Here is a 19,695-nt window from a genome sequence, read left to right as displayed (position 1 = left end):
AGGAGTCATGTTTGCCATGCCGCAAATGAAAGTCTTATTGGCCGACGACCATCCGATTGTGTTGATGGGCGTGCGTGAAATCATTGAGCGTGACCCGCGTTTCAAGGTTGTGGGCGAAGCAATGAGTTCCTCGGAGTTGATCGACAAAATTTCGTTACTCAAGCCTGATGTGATTATTACCGACTACAACATGCCGGGTGACGATCAATATGGTGACGGCACTCGCCTGGTGGAGTACCTGCGCCGGCATTTTCCCGAACCCAAGGTGTTGATCCTGACCGTTATAACCAATGCACAAGTACTGACCTGGCTGTATGAGCTGGGTATCAGCGGTGTCATTTCAAAGAGCGCTGGGCTTGAGCAGATCCTGGTGGCGCTGGACGCGTTCTATCGCCAAGGGCACTACCAGCAGGACCAGCCGCAAGGGGACTTGAGTGAGGGCGCCGATGACCTTTCGCAAAGGCTCAGCCAACTGACGGTCAAGGAGTTCGAGGTCCTGCGTCTGTTCTCTACGGGGGTGAGTGTGAGCGATGTCGCGCATAGCCTGAACCGCAGCATTAAAACCATCAGTACCCTGAAGATTTCGGCGATGCGCAAACTCAATGTCGACAATGATCAAGCGCTGCTGATCTTGTGCGTCAAGGCCAATCTTTTTGCCTGACGCAGCGGTTTACAGATAGATCATTTCCATCAATAGCGTTGAGCTGTAACTGCCGATTGCGGGCAGCTCCTCCCCGGTCTTGACCGGCCGCACTGAGAGCTGGAGCTTGAGCCGCGTTTCTTCAACCGGGAAGATCAATTGCTCGCCCAGCTTCAGGTCAATCACTTTCAACGTACTGGTCATGTCGCTCAGGCGGGTTTTCAGCCCCAGTCTGTCGAGCGTGGTGCGCAGTGTGCTGCTGTCAAAAGCACCATTGCCGGCGCTGAAACGCAGGTGTACCTGGCTGCCTTTGATGCATTGAAAGTCCAGGCTGACATCGGTCCAGCCGGTGATGTCCGAGTTCAGCGAGTTGAGGTTTGTCTTGGGGATATCCACGCTTTGCGAGGCCGGGAAGTTGGCTGTGCAGGGTGGTTTTATCAGAGTGCCGCCCACCTCTATCAGGGCGGCATCCTCTGCACAGATGGCCGGGCTGAGCAACAGCGCTGCGGTGGACAGCATCGCCACCCACAGGCTCACTCTGGCGAGCATGGACATCTCACAGGTACTCGATACTGATAACAGCCGAAGTGCTGAATGCACCCTCGGTCAACGCACCAAGGGCAATCAACTTTGCTTTCATACTCAGGTCGACCGTGCCGCTCTGGTTGGTCAGGTTGCGTTTGGTCCCGGTAATGTTGGCCGCCGTGCTGTCGCTGTTCCAGAGCAATGAATAAGCCAGATTGGTTTTGCCCGTTGAGGCCTGTGTGGTTGAGCCTTGAATCGTGCGGGCTGCCAGAATGCTCACCGCCAGTACCGAGTTGGCCGGGCAGGTCATGGTGAGGGGGATGTCGATCAGCGCGGCATCGGCCACCTGGTCATAACGCAGGCTGCCGAAGTTGGCGGTCAGCGTCTTGCTGCTGGTCAGGTTGCAGGGCGGACGCGTCAGGGTGCCGCTCAGGTTGATGGTCACAGTGTCTGTTACGGCGTTGGCGGTCGAGCTGAGCAGGCCTGCGAACAGTGTCGCAGCCAATGTCAGGGATAATTTCATGGTTGAGCTCCTTACTTGATCAGAGATAGGTGATGTTGAGGGTGTACTGACTGTAAAAATTTCCGGTAGGCGAAACACTGGTATTCAGGCGCGGGCGAAAACCAAGGCTGATGTTGTTGCTGCCATTGGTCAGCGCCAGCGTGCGTGGGCTGTTGAAGCTCACTGCCGTGTTGGTGTCAGCCCAGGTGGCAGCCATCGACAGACCGGCCAGAGTTGTGGCTGAAACGCCCGGGCTGCCGCTGATGGCCGCCTGGGTGGGTACCAGCGTGGCGGTCGCTTGCGTACCGCGAGTGCAATTCATGGTGATATTGGCAATTTGCTGCGAACTGGCGAAGTCATTGCTGCTGAGTGTGCCAAAGGGCAGGTTGAGGGTTTTTGCCGAGCCCATCGAACAGGCGGGCTGGATGACCCGGAAGCTGAGAATGACGGTCTGCAAGTAGTCGCCGTAAGCCTCATAACCTTGGATAGAGGTGTCTGTGAGCGTGACACTGACCATGTAGTTGCCAGGCGTGACGGGCGCCGTTCCATAAAGCAGAACGTTGTAGGAAAAGGTGTTGCCCACGTACAGCTGCACACAGCTCCACGGCATGCATGTAGTGGTCGCAGTCCCGATGGGCAGCTCGGGAACCATCAGTCCAGAGTTGGTATGAAACACCTGGACCTTGCTGCCTCTGCCCTGGTTGTAGAACTGGCTGTGCTGCAATGACGCGCCAAAGGGAAACCAACGGGTAACCCGGCAGTTGGCTGTCATGTTGGCGGTATAGCTGGTGGATGGCGCAAGGTCGCCCAGCTGAATGATGCCGGTGGTGCCCGTAGGGGTGCATGCGAGGTTGTTTTCAATCAGTGCAAACGCTTGCTGACTGACAAGTCCCAGCAACAGGCAGAGCAGCAACAAGCAGACTTTGACCAGCCCCGGACGAGATGATTTGACGTTTGATTCATGCATCGGGAGTACCTTGAGTGTCTGGCGATTTGGCATCGCAACGGATGGTCAGTTGCCCGATGCCAGTCTCTGACAGGTTGTAGGTGTTCAGGTCCAGGTCCTTGGCGCACCAAGGCTGGCCGTTGACGTTGATCAGCAGCCGCGCCTTGTCCGGCACGCCAGTCATAAATACCCGGCCCTTGTCGGCTACCATCGCGCTGCTCAGCAGAGTGCCCTTGGGGTCATACAGCTGCGCTTCGGCGGCGAAAGGGGCGGGCTTGCCAGTGCTTGAGCTGACGCTGACCAGCAGGCGGCGGCCGTTATGGGTTTCGAAGTTGGCCAGGACAAAGGCACCACGATTGGGGGTGACTTCCTGTACCAGGTTGGCAATGTCGGTGTTGTCCGACAGTGAGTCAGTGTTGAGCGATACCTTGTTTTTGCGGTACGGCTGCGCCGAGGGAATAATCGTGTAGCCACTGCCGTTGGTCTTGATCCCGCTCTTGGTCAGCACGCCCACATCGGCGGCGCCGGGGGTGGCGACAATGATGTTGGTCTCGCCCAATGGCTGGGTGAACATCACGGTATTGCGGATGGCAACCACGCCGCCTTCCACGCCATAGTCCATCTGACGGGTGTTCTGATCCTTGTTATAGGAACCGTGCCAAATGGCATTGGCCGCGTTGTAGCGGGCCGCCACCGAGCCGCCGAGCACGCGGTCATCGTCACTGATCTGCTGATTGATGCCCAGGTTGTACGACAGGGCATCGTCCTGCAGTTGCGAGCCGCTGAAGGTGGCATTGCGGCTGGCATTGCCGGCGGAGTCCTGGTTGGTGCTCAGGCCGATGCGGCTGCTGCTGCCCGGGCTGCCCAGCGGCAGGCTGACGCTCAGCGACACGCTACGGATGTCGTCGCCCATGCCGCTGTTCTGTGACAGCCCCAGGTTGTAGGAGGCGCTGGCAACACTGAAGCTGTAGCCCAACTGAATGGAGGTATTGCTCTTGGCCCGGTTCCAGTAATCGGTTTTGGTCAGGTTGGCGTACATGCCGCCCCAGGTACCGAATTGTTGCGATACGTTGGCGGTAAAGCTGCTTTTCATATGGCCGGTCAAATAGGGGGAAAACGCCGCACTGTTATTCAGGGTTTCATCGACATAGGGCTCTAGCGAGTTGTTGGAGCGTGCGTTGATTGCCTCGTTGAAGCTGTAATAGCCGCTGGTGGAGTAGCGATAGCCAATCAGGCTGAAGCTGGTATCGGTCAGATCGATGGATTTGGAGTACCGGAAGCGATATGACTGGCCCGACAGCGTTTTGGCGTCTGCGCCCATGTCTTCGCTGATGGCATGGGTCACGTCCAGGGAAATCGCACCAAAGCCGGCAAAGTCGTGGGCAAAGCCAAGCAGCGCCGATTTGTATTGTTCGCTGACGATGCTGCCACCGAACAGCGTGGTGCCCTCGGTCAGGCCGCGGCGATAGGTGCCTTGGACAAAACTGGGCTTGGGCGAATTCTGCGCGCCTTCTGCCGGGCGATACTGGCCTGCGGTCACAGCGTAGCTTTGCTGGCCTTCACGCAACATGTAAGGCACAGAGGCAAATGACTGGATGTAGACCTGGCGCTCGCCATTGGGGCCTTCGATGGTGACTTCGATATCGCCGTTGCCCGCGGTCGAGTACAGGTTCTTGAGGGCGAACGGGCCTGACGGCACCCACTGTTCACTGATGACATAACCGCGCTGGCGCAATGTCACCAGCGAGCGGCCGTTGGCAACCCCACGCACTACGGGGGCAAAATTACGCGCATCATCGGGCAGCATGTCCAGATCAGAAGCGATCCCCACGCCGCGGTAAGAGATGGTGTCGAACAGATCGCTGTCGGTGGCGCTTTCACCCACCGTGGCAATGGCCATAAGGTTGCCCAGGTCGCGCTGGACATAGGTGTCCACCGATTTCCAGCTGCCGTCGACGTTAGTGCCTTTTTGCCAGGTCGAGAAATTGCGAAAGCGCCAGGCGCCGCTGTTGAACCCGCTATGAACACTGCCGAACTGGGATTGGCGGCTGCCGAACTGGTTCTCGTAGTCGCTCCCGGAAAAACTGTAGTTGGCGAAGGCCACCTGCTCGCCATCGCTCCAGGTCTTGCGCCGGGTTTCAAACGGCACGCTGCCGATATACGCCTGGGGAACCTGCAGGCTCAAATGCTGCTTGTTGAAGTCGTAATCGTAGGTGACGCCGGTAAGGTCACGGTTGAAGTACACGCAATTGTCGGCGCTGATGTCCGCATTTTTCAGGCGTGTGGGGTCAATTCCCAAATCCATCAGGGCCTGAAGGCTGAAGCAGGGGAACAGGCCGTTGGGAGTCGATATCTGGCTCGCGGTTTCTCGCACAAAGTGCAGGTCGCGCTGCTCCACAAGCCGGTCATCCACTGACAGGTCTACCCGGTAGATCCCCGGAAGTTGACCCTGGCTCATGGCTTTTACTTGCTCGGCCACTTCGCTCGAAGCGTTGCCGCCGCCAATTTCCAGAAAAGAAGAGTCAAAACTGTAGTCTGCATGCACTGCGGTTGTTGCAAGACCTGTAGCCGCAACGGTCATCGTGCTCCAGCACTTTACTCGGCGCGCGAAGGCGCACATGCGCAATCGCAGCATGAGGGGGTCCTTCCATTCAGCGGATTATTCAGTGATCAATGTGGGGTAACGGGTGCGGCCTTGACTGTGCTGCCGTACTCGTTGATGTAGCTAAGTTCTAGGCTGTCGCTGTTTTTCAGCGCTATTGGAGTGGTGACGGTGCTGCCGGGCTTGATAACCTCGGGCATGCCTTTGCTGGCGCTGTTGTTGATCAGCAATTCGCTGACCACCACGTTGTAACCCGACGGGTTATGCACCGTGAGTTTTCCGCCTTCAGCCCGCCACTGCAGTTTCTCCACCGCTTCGGGCAAAGTGCCCTTGAGGTTGGCGGGGCGATAAAACAGTTTGATCGTGGTCTTGAGTGCTATTTGCAGCACGTTCTGGTTACGCTGTTCCTCGCTCTTGGCCGGGATGGCTTTGACATTGAGCAAAAACAGACTTTCTTTGTCATCGGGCAGGTTCTGAGCGTTGGTGGCAATGATGCGCAGAAGGTTCTGGCCCTTGGCATCCAGGCGAAACAACGGCGGTGTGACAATAAACTCATCGGCGCTGGCGTCGCGGTCATCGAACGGGCTGACCCACGACTGCACGAGATACGGCACACCGTCATCACCCGAGTTTGAAAGTGCAAGGTTGGCTTCTTTCTCCTTGCTTTGATACACAACGCGCGTAGAACCCACGTTGACGCCTGCATGAACCTGGGGCAGCCAGAAGCTTGCTGCCAGTGCCAAAAAGGCTGCAACTTTTAAACGCATTAAGATGTCCTCTGGTTAACGCCAGAGCTCGCGATCAATCGCGATCAACCGCGAGCTCTTCGTTAAATGCATAAATTACTTGTAGGTAACGTCGAAACTGGCCAATGCATTGACTTTACCGGTGCCGATGCCACGCACACCCGGGGTCTCACCCGAAGCTGCGGTGTCGGCAACCAGGCGAACATAGGATGCGGTGAAGTCGAAGGTGTTGGACTGCGGACGCAGAACGTAATCGTTGCTGGCCGTGTTAAGTGGCAACTTGTTACCGGTGCGCGCGTCGTTGATCTGGATACCAACGCCGGGTACCTGGTTGTCACCGGTCATGCCCAACACGGTTGCATCAGTGCCAGCTTGTTGGCCGCTGAATTTGATGGAGGCGTTTTTCAGGGTCGAGCCGCTGCAGTTTTCCAGCGAGATCGAAAATGGTGTGGCGCCAGCAGTGGCGACAGCCCCTACAGTGTTAGGGAAGTCGGCAATACGGACCTGGCCCATATCAACCGCTTTTTTAACGCTTTCGCTGTTGATGGTGCATGCGTTGTCGTTGATAGTGCCGGTGAATTCAACCTGACCATCAGCCGCTTGAGCGGTAGCAGCAGCCATTACGATCAGCAGCGAAGAGCCACAAAGCGCGGTGTATTTGCCAAATTTATGAAACATGAGAGAAGCCCTCTACAAACCAATGATGTGTGATTTCCATTATTTAATGCCCCCCCTGCCAACGGCTCGCCGCGGCAGGTGATGCAAAGGATGCAATTGCCAGAGGAGAATCCCCATCAGACAATTCCTGTTCGGCTTGCTCAGGCCATTTCGAGGGCGCAGAAGTGGCGGCGCAAGGCTCGTGGCGAGCGCAGTGGGGGCTGGCGGATAGTGCAATGTGTAACCCTTTGGCTAGCAACAGGCTTGCCTATTTCCTCCCAGGTCATCGACGGCGCTAAATCATGAAGCAAGCTAAGGTACGTCTCGGTGCGCTGGCACTGAGCTCACTCAGACTTAACAAACTATTGCTCCTGCTCACCGGGTTTGCCCTGCTGCTGGTGAGCATGAGCTATTGGGCGGTTAATCGAGTGCTGAAGGAGGAGGGCGAGAAGACGGATTTTCATTTCGCGCGGCTGATGGAAAGCATTCATGAGCATGAGACCTTTTTGCATATTGCCGTTCAAAGCTACAGTCAGGCTAATGAAAACCTGCTGATAGATAGCCAACCGCACTCGCACGAGGTACTGATCCGTCAGGGCGATGAGCGCTTGTTCCAGAACCGTGACACGGCCAAGTCATTGCCCTTTACGGTGAGCCAGCGAGACAAGTTCACCCATACCGAAATGCAGGGCGTCTACTCGCTCGGTGTGCAGTTGACCGACCTTTTCACGGCTTACTGGTCCGATTCCCACTATGTGGCGCCGCAGGTATTTGTTTTTTCCCCCAGCGATCAATTCACTATTGCGGTGCCCGGTATTGAGGGCACGCGGCAGTCCCCCCTGTTGCTCAAAAGCAACTTTTTCGATGTGACCAAACGTTTGTACGATGAACTTATGGTGCATCGCCATGCCCTTGGCAGTGATGAACTGATCTGGATAAAAGCTCCGCAGGACCTGATTCAAAAGCGCAAGTACATTGTCGGCGCCGTCGGGCTGAATCTGTCGCGCAACTTCATGCCACCGGGGGCTGAAGCCAATGACCTGGTGATCCTGAACGCGTTACTGGACGTCAGCGATATCGGTGATCTGGAGCGCTTGCTGATGCACCCCACCAACAGCCGTTTGACCCTGATCTTGCCTGCCGGCGATGTATTGCTGGGGGACGCCGGGGATGTCGAGGATCTGCCCCTGGGCTTGAGCATTACCCGCGATGGTCTGCGCTTCAAGCTGAGTTCGGGCGGGGCCACGCCCTGGGTCGGGTTGTACGCGATCAGTTATCAGAACTTCTTTGGCTATGCCAAATGGCCTTTGGCCGGCGCGGCGGGCCTGCTGGTATTGTTTGGGCTGATCGGCTGGCGCTTCAACCGCTGGTACCGCAAGCAAATCATCGAACCTGCCCAGCGTGCCAGCCAGTCCCTGGCCGAGAGCGAAGAATTCAATCGGGCCATGCTCGACAGCGCACCCGTGGGATTGTGCGTGGTCGAGCGCAGCACGGGAGAGATCCTGCTGGAAAACCAGAGGGCGCATGAGTGGCAGGGTACCCCTGAACTGATTGCCCTGCTGAAGCGCGATTATGGTGAGCACGAACTGGGAGAGGTCCAGTTGGAAGTCGCGGGGCGCTATCTGCAGGCCTGTTTTGTCTTTACCCGTTACAAGGGCAAGAACGTGGTGCTCTGTGGTTTCAACGACGTCACCCGGCATGTGGATGACGCCAACCTGATGGAGCAGGAGCGGCGTTCGGCTGACGAAGCGAGCAAAGCCAAAACTCTGTTTCTGGCAACCATGAGCCATGAAATTCGTACGCCTCTATACGGGGTACTGGGCAATCTTGAACTGCTGGGCCTTACGTCTCTGAATGAGCGCCAGCGTGAATACCTGCAGACCATTCAGCGGTCGTCTACGGTGTTGTTTCAGTTGATCAGTGATGTGCTGGACGTCTCCAAGATCGAGTCCGGGCAAATGGCTGTCGAGGCCAAGTCCTTCTGTCCGCTGGACTTGTTTGAAGACTGTGTGCGCAGTTATTCAGCCGCGGCGAGCAATAAGGGCTTGAAGATTTTTGCCTGTGCCGACGCGCAGTTGCCGCCATTGTTGAGTGGCGATGCGGTACGTATTCGGCAAATCATCAATAATTTGCTGAGTAACGCAATCAAGTTCACCGACACCGGCTGGGTTGTCTTCAGGCTCAAGGTGATAGGCATCGAACAAGGGCAGGCCGCGTTGCAGTGGCAGGTTTCCGATACCGGCGTGGGGATCAGCGAAGGGCAACTGACGCGCCTGTTCAAGCCCTTTTCCCAGGTGGGTGGCAGCGAACGTGCAGGCGGTGCGGGGCTGGGCCTGTCCATTTGTGCGAGCTTGAGCGAGATGATGGGCGCGAATTTGCGGGTGGTCAGTGAACCGGGGCTTGGCAGCAGCTTTTCGTTGCATATGAGCTTACCGGTTATCGCCGGCTCACTGGGTAGTTGTGCCGATATCGACCTTGAGGGGGTCCGTGTTTACGTGCGCGCTGCGCGCAATGATATAGGGCAGATCCTGGCAGACTGGTTAAACCATTGGGGCGCTCGCGCCCAGGTTATGCCGGCAGCGCTTCCTCCCGACTACCCTGCAATCCTGCTGGATCTGGACCCTGACCAACCGCTGACAGTGCCCTGGCAAGGTGAGCGGCTGCTGGCGACCGAGTCGGGGGGCAGCCAGCCGCAAAGAACTGCCCGTGGCTGGGAGGTCAATGCCTATGATATTCGCGCCATTGGCAGAACGCTGATGCAGATCGCCCATGGGGCTGTCCCCCAGGCGTCCGCCAGTGTGGTGCCCTATGCCGCAAACCTGGAATTGAACGTTCTGGTCGCCGAGGATAACCCCGTCAATCAGGAGATCCTCAGGGAGCAGTTGGAAGCCCTGGGGGTTCGGGTCACGCTGGCAGACGATGGTGAACAAGCCCTGTCGCGCTGGAAGGAAGCGTCGTTTGATCTGGTGATCACCGACGTCAATATGCCCAGACTCGATGGCTATCAGCTGACGCGCCGCTTGCGTGAGCTTGACCCGCGGGTGCCGATTATTGGTGTGACCGCCAATGCCCTGCGTGAAGAAGGGGAGCGCTGCCTGGAAGCGGGAATGAATGTATGGCTGGTCAAGCCCCTGAGCCTGACCACATTACGCCAGACCTTGTCCGCCTTGTGCGCAGCGCCTGCCGAGCTGCCTGTTGGCGTCCATGATGCCCCCGATGCACCCCTGCAGACGGATGATCTGCAAGACTGGATCAGCCTGTCGCCAGCCATGCATCGGCTGTTTATCGCCACCATGCAGGAGGATCTGGCGCAGGCTCAGCTGGCGTTGCAGCAGGGCAATACCTCGAAACTGATCAGTTATGTGCACCGGATGCACGGTTCTTTTGCCACGGTGGGCGCTGTCAATTTGGCTGAGGCCTGCAATCAGTGCGAAATTGCCTTGTTGCGTGAGCCCTTGAACCCGGTCTCGGTCGCGGCCAATGAGGTGTTGCTCGAACGTTTGCGCAGGGTGGTCGCGAGGCTGGTTGACGGGGCGTTATATCCCGGCAGCCAGTAACGTTACGGCCACGTTCAGCGGGCTTGCGGATCTGCCGGTGATCACAGTGGCCGTTTGTTGTACCTTGGAATCGTCCCTCCCAACAATAATATGGACGTTTCCATGGCCTCTAACCCTGCATTTCACGCTTCTCCCATGCCCACCCTGCTCGATGCCCTGCGCGAGCTGCTCGGTGAGCGCCTGAGCACTGGCCGAGCCGAGTGCGAGCAACACGGCCGAGGTGAGTCATACCACCCGACCTTGCCGCCGGACGCGGTGTGTTACGCCGAGTCCACGGCCGAGGTGGCGGCCATCGTCAAACTCTGCGCAGCGCAGCGAGTGCCGATCATTGCCTTTGGTGGTGGCACTTCACTGGAAGGCCATGTAGGCGCTACCCGGGGCGGGGTCTGTATCGACCTGAGCCGCATGCAGCGAATCATCGCCGTGCGCCCGGATGATCTGGATGTCACTGTGGAGGCCGGGGTAACCCGCATGCAGCTGAATGCCGAACTGCGTACCACCGGGCTGTTCTTTCCGGTCGACCCGGGCGGTGAAAGTACCCTGGGGGGCATGGCAGCGACCCGCGCTTCAGGGACCAATGCGGTGCGTTACGGGACCATGCGCGAAAACGTGTTGAACCTGACCGTGGTGCTGGCTGACGGCCAGGTGATCAAGACCGGTGGGCGGGCGCGAAAATCATCCGCTGGCTACGACCTCACGCGCTTGTTTGTCGGCTCGGAAGGCACGCTGGGGATCATCACCGAAGTCACCCTGCGCCTTTACGGTATTCCGGAAACCACCTGCGCGGCGGTGTGTACCTTCCCGACGATAGCGGCGGCGGTCAGTTCGGTGGTGTCGATCATTCAATATGGCATTCCAGTGTCACGGGTCGAATTGCTCGATGCGCGCACGGTGCAGGCGGTCAACCGTTTCTCGCACATGGGCCTGGTTGAAACGCCGACGCTGTTTTTCGAGTTCGCCGGTTCCCCGGCCAGTGTGGCGGAGCAGGTGGAACTGACCCGGGAGATTGTTGAAAGCAATGGTGCATTGGGTTTTCAGGCGGCTGGCGATGCTGATGCGCGCAATGCCCTGTGGCGTGCCCGGCACAGTGTCCACTATGCAATGCAGTCCATGCGGCCGAATGGTCGGATCTGGAGTACGGATGTCTGCGTACCGATTTCGGCGCTGACCCGGTGCATTGCCGAAACGGCTGAAGATGTGGCCAGGGTTTCATTTTTCGTAGGCATGGTCGGGCATGTCGGGGATGGCAACTTTCACCTGGGGATGGTGGTCGACCCGGGCAATGCCGCAGAACTGGTTGAAGCCGAAGCGCTCAATGAGCGGGTTGTCGAGCGCGCCATTGCCCTTGAGGGCACTTGCACCGGAGAGCATGGCATTGGTTCGGGAAAGATAAAGTTCATGCCCCTGGAGCATGGCGCCGCACTGGGTGTCATGCACCTGGTCAAGCAGGCTCTCGACCCTCTTGGGCTGATGAACCCGGGGAAAATCCTGCCCCAGGGGTGATATCAGGCCTGGGCGGTGATGTAAGCGCAGGTAATCATTGGTCTTTTTTTTATTTCGTGCTTGACGCCCCGACGGTAAAACACGTTTAATTGCCGCCTTGCCCAGATAGCTCAGTCGGTAGAGCAGGGGATTGAAAATCCCCGTGTCGGCGGTTCGATTCCGTCTCTGGGCACCACAACAGCAAAACCCCTGATGCCTTATGGCTTCGGGGGTTTTTTGTTTTCGGGTGGAGCAAATCTGTTCTGCCTATCCCTTTGTCGCCTCGTCACTCGTTACGCCTTTCAGGGTGTTTACTTTCAATAAGGCTTTGTCTTTTGAAAAGGTGGGTGCGATGAGCAATGAACAGGCAGTACCCGAGACCAAAGGCGTTACGGTCACGTTGCTGGCCACCATCGACCTTGGCCCCGAGATCGAGGGAATGGCAGGGCGCCAGCTTCGCATGCGTAAGGTGACGATTGAGCCGGGGGGCGTTTTCGGGCCGGTTCACAACCATGCAGACAGGCCTGGCACCGTCTATATCCTTCACGGCGTTATCACTGACCATAGAAATGGTATCGCCACGGAGTATGGCCCGGGTGTGGGCTGGCCTGAAGACAGGCACACCACGCACTGGCTTGAAAACCGGGGAGTGATTGAGGCGGTGGAGATTTCAGTCGATATCGTCAGGCAAGACTAAGCCCGCATCAGGCGGCTGCTTGATAGTCGCTCACTCGAGCGGAATCCGTAATGGGTGACGTTGTGAGCGCGCGCGTCACCAAAACCAATAAGGCAAGAACTTGGGGGTCGGTTCATTGGCCAATTCCAGATGGTAGGTAATGGCGTTAAAGAAAAACATGTCCAGTACGAGAAAAGTCGCCGCCCCAAAAGAGAATGTCAAAAACTCGCGATGTGGATGTGAATAAAGGCGTGACTCCATCCAGGGGCGAGCCGCGGCAAGAATAATCAAGCCCGTCATTGCACCAAGGTAGTTCGGTTGAACAGGGGACGCCGCAAAGTGACTATAAATAAATGCAAACAGAAGCATCCCGAGGCCAATAACGGGTAGTCTCAAGCAGAACTTCAGCAGTTTGTCTCTGGTGTTGGCGAATCGTTGGCTTCGATCTACAAAGATATAGGCCGCTAACAAGGAAATCGCGGGTGTGATTGAAAGTATGTAACGCGCTTTCTTGGCACTTGGAATTGTCAGCAGTACGACCACGACAAGAAACCAGGCCGAGAGATACAAGAGCATGCTTGTCGACGGTAGAGGCGACGGTGCAAAAAAATCTTTGCCCTTTCTGATGATCACGTTCAAGGCAATAAAAACGGTTACACCGTAGGTCAGCAAGCCGGCAGAGAAGTAGAAGTAATAACTAGGTGCCTGGTTACTGTCAAATCGCCCCAGCCCTTGCTTGACCAATACCTCCTGCAAGAAAGCATGTCCACCTTGTGCGTAGGCAGCCGCTATCAGCAGCAAAAGGGCAGCGCCCAGGACCAGGCCGGCGAGCAGGCAGAACACAACGAGCCTGCGCCATTGCCGGCTCAGCAGGTAATAAGAGGCGACTACACTGGCTGGGACGATCAGGCCAACAGGACCACGGAATGCAAAGCCCAGCGCCAGGGCTGCGAGTATAAGCAGCAATCGGGATGTTTGTTTATGCTCGTCTCCTGCACAGGCCAGATAAAAACATATCACGGTAAAAAGTGCAGGGTATATATCCATTGATAAGGAGTTTACGCCGTCCAGAAATGACCAGGTGAATAGCGCGAACACAACACCATATGCGCCCCATTTCTTTTCCTGTCGTTCACCCAGCTTGTATATGAATACCAGTGTCAAGGCGGCAGCAATACAAAAAGGCGTCGCCAGTGAGAGAAGGGATACTTGGCCAAATGGCAGTGAAATCAGATAAACGAGGAACGTATGGGTCACTGTGTAGTCGGGATAGGGCTGCAGGTCATCAGAGATTGGAAAAAGCGTCAATCCGTTCTGGAACATATAGTGGGCGAAGTCGACGAAGCGTGTTGTGTAATTGAGCACTGCGGGCCTGTATTGCAGGGCGGCAAATAGGAAAAAAGACATTATAAAAATAACGGAGCATGGGTACTTAAAAGTGACGTCTTTAAGTGCCTTCATATAAGCGGCTCTCCAAAAACGCGCAGGCTAGCATTGTTTTTTTTAGGTAACCCAGATTTAAAAAGTAAATATTTATTATATTAAAAGTGTCAGGGAATAGTGGGGCTACCTGTCCATTTCAGATCATGGGCTGCGAACAGGTGTGAAGCAGACTGATCCGGATCGGTCATGACGTAAGGGGGTAGGCGATTTCTGGACGCAGTTGCCAGGTTATTGGCCGAGGGCTCGCAGGATGCGACGGGGAGATTTGGGAGGAGACATTAAGAAACCCCCAGACACAAGAAATCCCGCACTAGGCGGGCTTCTTGTACTGTCTGCAGACTCATGGAGACTTCTGTAAACAAGCGTTTGGTGGCTACACAGGGACTTGAACCCCGGACCCCAGCATTATGAATGCTATGCTCTAACCAACTGAGCTATGTAGCCGATGGCGCGCATTATTCCCTCGTACGGGGGGTGTGTCAAGCAAATATCTAAAAAAAATCTTCGTTCTATCAATTGCTTCAGGTTTTACGGCGTTTGCATGGAAAGATCTTGTAAAAGAATGGCACATTGACGGATCTGCAAGCGCGCATTCACCTGTCGTACGGAAACCCAAATGGCTCTTAGCAACGCTCAAACAACTACAATCGCGTCCCCTCCAGCCCCTCAGTCAAGCCCATTGGTCATGCGCATTATCGGCGCCGTGGCCCTGGCGCATCTGATCAATGACCTGATCCAGGCCGTACTGCCGTCGATCTATCCGATGCTCAAGGCCAAATATGACCTGACCTTTACTCAGATCGGACTGATAACCCTGACGTTTCAGATGACCGCTTCGCTATTGCAGCCGTGGGTGGGTTACTACACCGACCGTCATCCCAATCCGCTTTTGTTGCCTGCCGGGATGGTTTGCACCCTGATCGGGATTTTGATGTTGTCTCAGGTCGGCAGTTTTCCGCTGATTTTGCTGGCCGCCGCCCTGGTGGGTATTGGCTCTTCTACGTTTCACCCCGAAGCTTCCCGTGTAGCGAGGCTTGCTTCGGGCGGGCGCTACGGGCTTGCGCAATCGACCTTCCAGGTAGGTGGCAATGCCGGCTCGGCCTTTGGCCCGTTGTTGGCTGCGGCCATCATCATTCCCTTCGGTCAGGGTAACGTGGCCTGGTTCGGCCTGTTTGCCCTGTTCGCCGTCGGGCTGCTGTATGTCATCAGTCGCTGGTACCGCAACCATTTGAATCTGTTCAAGCTCAAGGCCGGGCAGCAGGCGACTCATGGGTTGTCGAAGCAGCGGGTACTCGGTGCCCTGGCGGTGCTCGGCTTGCTGGTGTTCTCCAAGTACTTCTACATGGCGAGTCTGACCAGCTACTACACCTTCTTTCTGATCGAAAAGTTCGACGTGTCCGTGTCCACCTCGCAGTTGTACCTGTTCCTGTTCCTGGGCGCAGTTGCGGCGGGCACGTTCTTTGGCGGCCCCATCGGTGACCGTATTGGCCGCAAGGCGGTGATCTGGTTTTCAATTCTCGGGGTGGCGCCGTTTACCTTGCTGCTGCCCTATGCCGACCTGTTCTGGACCAGTGTGCTCAGCGTGATCATCGGCTTTATCCTGGCCTCGGCATTCTCGGCCATTGTGGTGTATGCCCAGGAGCTGGTGCCGGGCAATGTGGGGATGATTGCCGGTATCTTCTTCGGCCTGATGTTTGGTTTTGGCGGGATTGGTGCGGCCTTGCTCGGGCATTTGGCGGACATTCATGGCATCGAGTATGTGTACACCCTGTGCTCTTACCTGCCGTTGTTCGGCGTGCTGGCGATTTTGCTGCCGCGAACGAAAAAAGTCTGAGTCGGTAGTGGGGGCCATTCCCTGGCCTTGCTCCGGGCGTGCCCTCAATCATGGACCCCTCTGAGCATCCGTGGCGGGCACTAGCAGTGGGTGGCCATCTTGAGTTGTTCGCGAGCTCGCGAGATGCGTGAGCGAACTGTCCCTATAGGGATTTCCAGAGCGCTGGCGGTGTCGCGATAACTGCTGCCGCTTTGCACCGATGCATACAACGTGTCGCGCATTTCGATGGGCAGCCGGTTGAAGGCAATCAGCGTGAGCTCAAGCCTGCGGTGAGTCTCAAATTGACCATACAGGTCGGGGCTGTGGTCCTGCTCATGGCACTGCGTCTCGTCGAACTCGCAATGCACCGGCCTTGCGTGCAACCGACGAAAATGATTGCGAATGAGGTTCTGGGCAATGCCGCACATCCATGTGCTGAGCGTTGCCTGGCCGTTGAAGCGTGCTTTGCTGCGCCACGCCTCCAGGCAGGTCAACTGAAAAATATCCTCTGCATCTTCGGGGTTCAGTACGCGCTTGTGGATAAACGCTTTAAGCTTTTTTTGAAGTTCAGTCGACAGATCCAGAAAATCGGGGGCAGGGGGGGAAGCCTTATCAAGGTGATCCATTTTTTATCCTCAGGGTGAGTGCTATCGAAAATGGTTTCGACAAGGACCTCCCAAGCATCGCCTGTGCCAATTTGCGGATCGAATATAGCCATCTGATTTATATGAGCTTTACAGGTTTTTAACAGGCGCGGTTGTGCCGGATCTTGCGTAGCGGACCTTGTGCGTGCGCCAGTTTTTTCAAAAACATGCCAATGCTACTGCCAGGGAACCGCTTGCCTGTGATCAACCACACAGGTCAATGAAACCTCCTGACTTGGCAGCGCTATGAAAGTTGAAGGGCGAAACGACACCGCGCAGATCCTGCTCTCTTCTCGGAGCGTTGGGGGGCAGATGCCCCAGTCTTCTGCGCAAAGTGCCGCTGAAGAGGTTGGCATGTTGTTCAGCCAGAAAGCCGAAAGCAGCAGCAAGGCATTGGCTCAGCGCGTGCTGCGCACGGTAGATAACCGGGTGCAGAAGGTTGAGGGTATCCAGCAGTTAAACGAGCTCTATGAGCAACTGGGGCATCCCGCTCAGCTCAGCCTGGGGCTGCTGACCCGGCACGTTCGTCTGGCACTGGCGTCAGACTCAGGGGTCGAAGCCTTGCTGGCGTTGACCGGCGACGACCCGGCCCGCACCAGTGTTGTCTTGCAGTACATGGTTGCTCAGGCCCGGGCACAAGGGCGTGAAGGTGATATCGAGCGGGTGCAGAAGGTTCAGGCACAGTTGCATACCCGCTATGACCGGCAAATTCAGGCGGGCCTGAATATTGCGCTGGCGCTGGCAGCAGCCGAAGGCGATGCCGCGCTGCGCCAGGCTGTTCGCACGCTGTATTACTCCAGTGTGGTGCGCAAACAATCACTGCCGAGCATTATCCAGGCCTTGCTGGCTTTATTCGATGAAGAGAGGGTCAACGACGGGTTGCGCGTGATGGCGCGCGCGCTGGCGGATGATATCGCCGCCCACCGGCCCTCGGTGCCGAGCATCAGGCTGCGTACTCTGTTGAGCGGGCTTCAAGGCTGCACCCAGTTGAGCAGCCTTTTGCACAGTTGCCGGTGGTTTATTGAGCGATTGTCATCCCGCGAACGGCAGGCCGAACTGTCGCCAGTCTGCCTGTTGCAACGTCTGCTGGGGTATGCGGGCACGGGCATCGATAGCGATGAGGTGCAAAGCCTGAGTCGTGAGTTGGGTGGCGAAAACCTTTCCAGTCAACTGGTCTTGCTCAATCAAGTTTATCCGTTGATTCAGCGTCTCCCGTTGGCCGTTTGGAGTGACCCTGCAAGCCGTCAGGACGCATTGCAGTCTTTTTTGAGCCTGATGGGTGAACACACTCAGAGCGAAGGTATCGTCCAGGTGTCGGCAGGGCTGACGAGACCGATTCGATGAGGCTCGTCAAATGGCTCAGTAACGGCCCTGGCAATGTGGCAAGCCCGGGCGAAGTGCTCGGGGCCGTGGCGGTGCTGGGCATTGTTTTTATCTTTATCGTGCCCTTGCCGACCTGGCTGGTGGATGTGCTGATCGCGCTCAATATGTGCCTGGCCAGCCTGTTGATCGTGCTGGCGCTTTATCTGCCCAACCCTTTGGCATTTTCCACATTTCCTGCACTTTTGCTGCTGACCACGATGTTTCGTCTGGCGTTGTCGATTGCCACGACCCGCCTGATCCTGCTGGAGCAGGATGCGGGCGAGATCGTCGAGGCCTTTGGCAACTTTGTGGTGGGGGGGAATCTGGCGGTGGGGCTGGTGATTTTTCTGATCATCACCATCGTCAATTTCCTGGTGATTACCAAGGGTTCGGAACGTGTCGCTGAAGTGGCGGCGCGCTTTAGCCTGGATGCGCTGCCGGGCAAGCAGATGTCCATCGACAGTGACCTGCGTGGCGGGTTGATCGATGGTGCACAGGCCCGATACAAGCGTGACCAGTTGTCCCGGGAAAGCCAGATGTTCGGTGCCATGGACGGCGCCATGAAGTTTGTCAAAGGAGACGCCATCGCAGGCCTGGTGATTGTGCTGATCAATATCCTCGGCGGGTTTTCCACGGGGGTAGTGCAACACGGGATGAGTGCTGGCGAGGCCATCACGCTGTATTCGGTATTGACCATCGGTGATGGTCTGATCGCGCAAATTCCGGCGCTGTTGATTGCCTTGACCGCGGGGATGATCATCACCCGTGTTGCCCCCGACGACCAATCGCCAGGCGGCCATGTCGGGGCACAAATCGGCCAGCAGATAACCCGTGAACCCAAGAGCTGGATGATCGCATCGGCGGCCATGCTGGCCTTCGCCGCCCTGCCGGGAATGCCCGCCCCGGTGTTTGGCTTGATTGCCCTGTGTACGTTTGCGCCGGGTTTTTACTGGTGGTCGCGAAGCCGCAAGGCTGAGGCGTTGGAGCCGGCGCAAGCAGTGCAGGTGGCCCCTGAACACAACGGCGACGAAGATCTGAGAGTGTTTGATCCGACACGCCCGTATCTGCTGCAGTTCGCCAGTGCCCATCAAAGCCTGGAGCTTACTGAGCGGCTGATTCACGGGATTCGTCAGGTGCGCAACAGTATCGTCACCCGTATCGGGGTGACACTTCCCAGTTTTGAAATCGAATACAGCGACGTGCTGCCCGAGGATGAGTTTCGCTTTTGTGTTCACGAAGTGCCCACGCTCAAGGCGACTTTTGATGAACGACGGGCCGTGGCACGGGACAGTGTCACGGATGCTCCTCAGAGTGCTCTCAGAGGCAGCGAGCAAAGAGATGAACGGGACTGGCTATGGCTGAACCCCGGTGATCCGCTGCTGGCCCGGGAGGGCGTCGAGTCGTTCAGTGCCCATGCCTTGATTGTTGAGCGCATGCGTCAAGCCATGATGATCAGCGGGCCGCAATTTTTGGGGTTGCAGGAGAGCAAGTCGATTCTCGGCTGGCTTGAGCACAGCCAGCCTGAGCTGGTTCAAGAGTTGCAGCGGATCATGCCGCTGTCCCGGTTCTCTGCCGTTCTGCAGCGCCTGGCCAGTGAAGGCGTCCCCCTGCGGGCGGTACGCCTGATTGTCGAAGTGCTGACCGAACATGGCCAGCACGAGCGCGAAGTGTCAGCGCTGGCGGACTATGCGCGGATTGCCCTGAAGTCGCAGATCTATCATCTGTACAGTCAGGCTGACGGTCTGCATGCCTGGCTGTTGTCTGCCCATAGCGAAAACCTTTTTCGCGAGGCATTGCGCCAAACCCAATCGGGCGTGTTCTTTGCCCTGGACAATGAGCACAGTACGCAACTTGTGGCGCTGCTCAAGGAGGCTTTTGCACCGCGCAAGTGCGACGCAAGCGTATTGCTGGTGGCGCAGGATCTGCGCAGCCCGTTGCGCACGCTGTTGTTCGATGAATTCAACCATGTGCCGGTCATGTCTTTCGCCGAGTTGACCGGCTCGGCCAAGGTCAAGGTGCTCGGGCGTCTTGATCTGCAATTCGACGGTGTGCTGCGCGAGGCCGTGTCTTGAGTCCGGGGCATGGCTTACCTGATGGCGC

General features: G+C 56.9%; 15 protein-coding genes and 2 tRNA genes. 8 read left to right on the top strand and 9 right to left on the bottom strand.

What is annotated here, in order from left to right; translation table 11 throughout:
- The first annotated feature begins 16 nt into the window (after positions 1 to 16).
- Entirely contained in the window at positions 17 to 661 is a 645-nt protein-coding gene (locus GHO42_RS14245) for a response regulator (protein ID WP_095019691.1), read from the top strand.
- A gap of 9 nt (positions 662 to 670) precedes the next feature.
- Here the strand turns inward: GHO42_RS14245 and GHO42_RS14240 are convergent, their stop codons facing one another.
- The 6 genes from GHO42_RS14240 to GHO42_RS14215 form a co-directional block, all read right to left on the bottom strand.
- Positions 671 to 1,189, bottom strand: a complete 519-nt coding sequence (locus GHO42_RS14240; protein ID WP_232527630.1) for a fimbrial protein — start codon at positions 1,187 to 1,189, stop codon at positions 671 to 673.
- 7 nt (positions 1,190 to 1,196) lie between these two features.
- Positions 1,197 to 1,688: a fimbrial protein gene (locus GHO42_RS14235; RefSeq protein ID WP_095019676.1), complete on the bottom strand. Its 492-nt coding sequence runs from the start codon at positions 1,686 to 1,688 to the stop codon at positions 1,197 to 1,199.
- Positions 1,689 to 1,707: 19 nt separating this feature from the next.
- Positions 1,708 to 2,634: a fimbrial protein gene (locus GHO42_RS14230; RefSeq protein ID WP_095021237.1), complete on the bottom strand. Its 927-nt coding sequence runs from the start codon at positions 2,632 to 2,634 to the stop codon at positions 1,708 to 1,710.
- Positions 2,627 to 5,248: a fimbria/pilus outer membrane usher protein gene (locus GHO42_RS14225; RefSeq protein ID WP_095031443.1), complete on the bottom strand. Its 2,622-nt coding sequence runs from the start codon at positions 5,246 to 5,248 to the stop codon at positions 2,627 to 2,629. Before GHO42_RS14225 ends, GHO42_RS14230 begins: the two co-directional genes overlap by 8 nt.
- Before the next feature lie 35 nt (positions 5,249 to 5,283).
- On the bottom strand, positions 5,284 to 5,982 hold the full coding sequence (locus GHO42_RS14220) for a molecular chaperone (protein ID WP_153326335.1): 699 nt from the start codon (positions 5,980 to 5,982) through the stop codon (positions 5,284 to 5,286).
- A gap of 75 nt (positions 5,983 to 6,057) precedes the next feature.
- A complete protein-coding gene (locus GHO42_RS14215; protein WP_095019672.1) occupies positions 6,058 to 6,639 on the bottom strand; it encodes a fimbrial protein in 582 nt (193 codons plus the stop codon).
- 281 nt (positions 6,640 to 6,920) lie between these two features.
- On the opposite strand from GHO42_RS14215, the gene GHO42_RS14210 reads away from it, so the two are divergent.
- The 4 genes from GHO42_RS14210 to GHO42_RS14195 all read left to right on the top strand — a co-directional run bounded on the left by GHO42_RS14210 (position 6,921) and on the right by GHO42_RS14195 (position 12,354).
- Positions 6,921 to 10,175, top strand: coding sequence for a hybrid sensor histidine kinase/response regulator (locus GHO42_RS14210; RefSeq protein WP_153326337.1), 3,255 nt, complete (start codon positions 6,921 to 6,923; stop codon positions 10,173 to 10,175).
- Positions 10,176 to 10,277: 102 nt separating this feature from the next.
- Positions 10,278 to 11,678 (top strand): FAD-binding oxidoreductase, encoded by a 1,401-nt coding sequence (locus tag GHO42_RS14205; protein ID WP_095019670.1) that lies wholly within the window; start codon positions 10,278 to 10,280, stop codon positions 11,676 to 11,678.
- Between the two features lie 99 nt (positions 11,679 to 11,777).
- Positions 11,778 to 11,853, top strand: a tRNA-Phe gene (locus GHO42_RS14200).
- 156 nt (positions 11,854 to 12,009) lie between these two features.
- Positions 12,010 to 12,354: a cupin gene (locus GHO42_RS14195; RefSeq protein ID WP_095003223.1), complete on the top strand. Its 345-nt coding sequence runs from the start codon at positions 12,010 to 12,012 to the stop codon at positions 12,352 to 12,354.
- A 75-nt stretch (positions 12,355 to 12,429) separates the two neighbouring features.
- On the opposite strand, the gene GHO42_RS14190 is transcribed toward GHO42_RS14195, so the two are convergent.
- Both GHO42_RS14190 and GHO42_RS14185 read right to left on the bottom strand, forming a co-directional pair.
- Positions 12,430 to 13,794, bottom strand: coding sequence for a glycosyltransferase family 39 protein (locus GHO42_RS14190; RefSeq protein WP_153326339.1), 1,365 nt, complete (start codon positions 13,792 to 13,794; stop codon positions 12,430 to 12,432).
- 349 nt (positions 13,795 to 14,143) lie between these two features.
- Positions 14,144 to 14,220, bottom strand: a tRNA-Met gene (locus GHO42_RS14185).
- A gap of 172 nt (positions 14,221 to 14,392) precedes the next feature.
- Between GHO42_RS14185 and GHO42_RS14180 the strand changes: the two genes are divergently transcribed.
- The gene (locus GHO42_RS14180; protein ID WP_095003198.1) at positions 14,393 to 15,610 is read left to right on the top strand and encodes an MFS transporter; all 1,218 of its coding nucleotides are present in this window, start codon (positions 14,393 to 14,395) and stop codon (positions 15,608 to 15,610) included.
- An 80-nt stretch (positions 15,611 to 15,690) separates the two neighbouring features.
- On the opposite strand, the gene GHO42_RS14175 is transcribed toward GHO42_RS14180, so the two are convergent.
- Positions 15,691 to 16,215, bottom strand: coding sequence for an RNA polymerase sigma factor (locus GHO42_RS14175; RefSeq protein ID WP_095019668.1), 525 nt, complete (start codon positions 16,213 to 16,215; stop codon positions 15,691 to 15,693).
- Between the two features lie 330 nt (positions 16,216 to 16,545).
- On the opposite strand from GHO42_RS14175, the gene sctW reads away from it, so the two are divergent.
- Together sctW and sctV are read left to right on the top strand one after the other, a co-directional pair.
- Complete coding sequence (gene sctW / locus GHO42_RS14170; protein WP_095024944.1) at positions 16,546 to 17,577, top strand: type III secretion system gatekeeper subunit SctW; 1,032 nt, start codon at positions 16,546 to 16,548, stop codon at positions 17,575 to 17,577.
- The gene (gene sctV / locus GHO42_RS14165) at positions 17,574 to 19,667 is read left to right on the top strand and encodes a type III secretion system export apparatus subunit SctV (RefSeq protein ID WP_153326341.1); all 2,094 of its coding nucleotides are present in this window, start codon (positions 17,574 to 17,576) and stop codon (positions 19,665 to 19,667) included. The genes sctW and sctV overlap by 4 nt, the downstream gene beginning before the upstream one ends.
- Positions 19,668 to 19,695: the final 28 nt, after the last annotated feature.

This window comes from Pseudomonas sp. FSL R10-0056, from assembly GCF_009600105.1.
GTDB classification, from domain to species: Bacteria; Pseudomonadota; Gammaproteobacteria; order Pseudomonadales; family Pseudomonadaceae; genus Aquipseudomonas; species Aquipseudomonas bubulae.
The sequence above is the reverse complement of the archived record's forward strand: the minus strand, read 5'-3'. Positions and strand labels throughout refer to the sequence as shown.

Coding starts and splice junctions, on each gene's coding strand:
- GHO42_RS14180 (WP_095003198.1), top strand. CDS start 14,393: ATGGCTCTTAGCAACGCTCAAACAACTACAATCGCGTCCCCTCCAGCC.
- GHO42_RS14195 (WP_095003223.1), top strand. CDS start 12,010: ATGAGCAATGAACAGGCAGTACCCGAGACCAAAGGCGTTACGGTCACG.
- GHO42_RS14205 (WP_095019670.1), top strand. CDS start 10,278: ATGGCCTCTAACCCTGCATTTCACGCTTCTCCCATGCCCACCCTGCTC.
- GHO42_RS14230 (WP_095021237.1), bottom strand. CDS start 2,634: ATGCATGAATCAAACGTCAAATCATCTCGTCCGGGGCTGGTCAAAGTC.
- GHO42_RS14235 (WP_095019676.1), bottom strand. CDS start 1,688: ATGAAATTATCCCTGACATTGGCTGCGACACTGTTCGCAGGCCTGCTC.
- GHO42_RS14220 (WP_153326335.1), bottom strand. CDS start 5,982: ATGCGTTTAAAAGTTGCAGCCTTTTTGGCACTGGCAGCAAGCTTCTGG.
- GHO42_RS14190 (WP_153326339.1), bottom strand. CDS start 13,794: ATGAAGGCACTTAAAGACGTCACTTTTAAGTACCCATGCTCCGTTATT.
- GHO42_RS14175 (WP_095019668.1), bottom strand. CDS start 16,215: ATGGATCACCTTGATAAGGCTTCCCCCCCTGCCCCCGATTTTCTGGAT.
- GHO42_RS14245 (WP_095019691.1), top strand. CDS start 17: ATGCCGCAAATGAAAGTCTTATTGGCCGACGACCATCCGATTGTGTTG.
- GHO42_RS14240 (WP_232527630.1), bottom strand. CDS start 1,189: ATGCTCGCCAGAGTGAGCCTGTGGGTGGCGATGCTGTCCACCGCAGCG.
- GHO42_RS14215 (WP_095019672.1), bottom strand. CDS start 6,639: ATGTTTCATAAATTTGGCAAATACACCGCGCTTTGTGGCTCTTCGCTG.
- GHO42_RS14225 (WP_095031443.1), bottom strand. CDS start 5,248: ATGCTGCGATTGCGCATGTGCGCCTTCGCGCGCCGAGTAAAGTGCTGG.
- sctW (WP_095024944.1), top strand. CDS start 16,546: ATGCCCCAGTCTTCTGCGCAAAGTGCCGCTGAAGAGGTTGGCATGTTG.
- GHO42_RS14210 (WP_153326337.1), top strand. CDS start 6,921: ATGAAGCAAGCTAAGGTACGTCTCGGTGCGCTGGCACTGAGCTCACTC.
- sctV (WP_153326341.1), top strand. CDS start 17,574: ATGAGGCTCGTCAAATGGCTCAGTAACGGCCCTGGCAATGTGGCAAGC.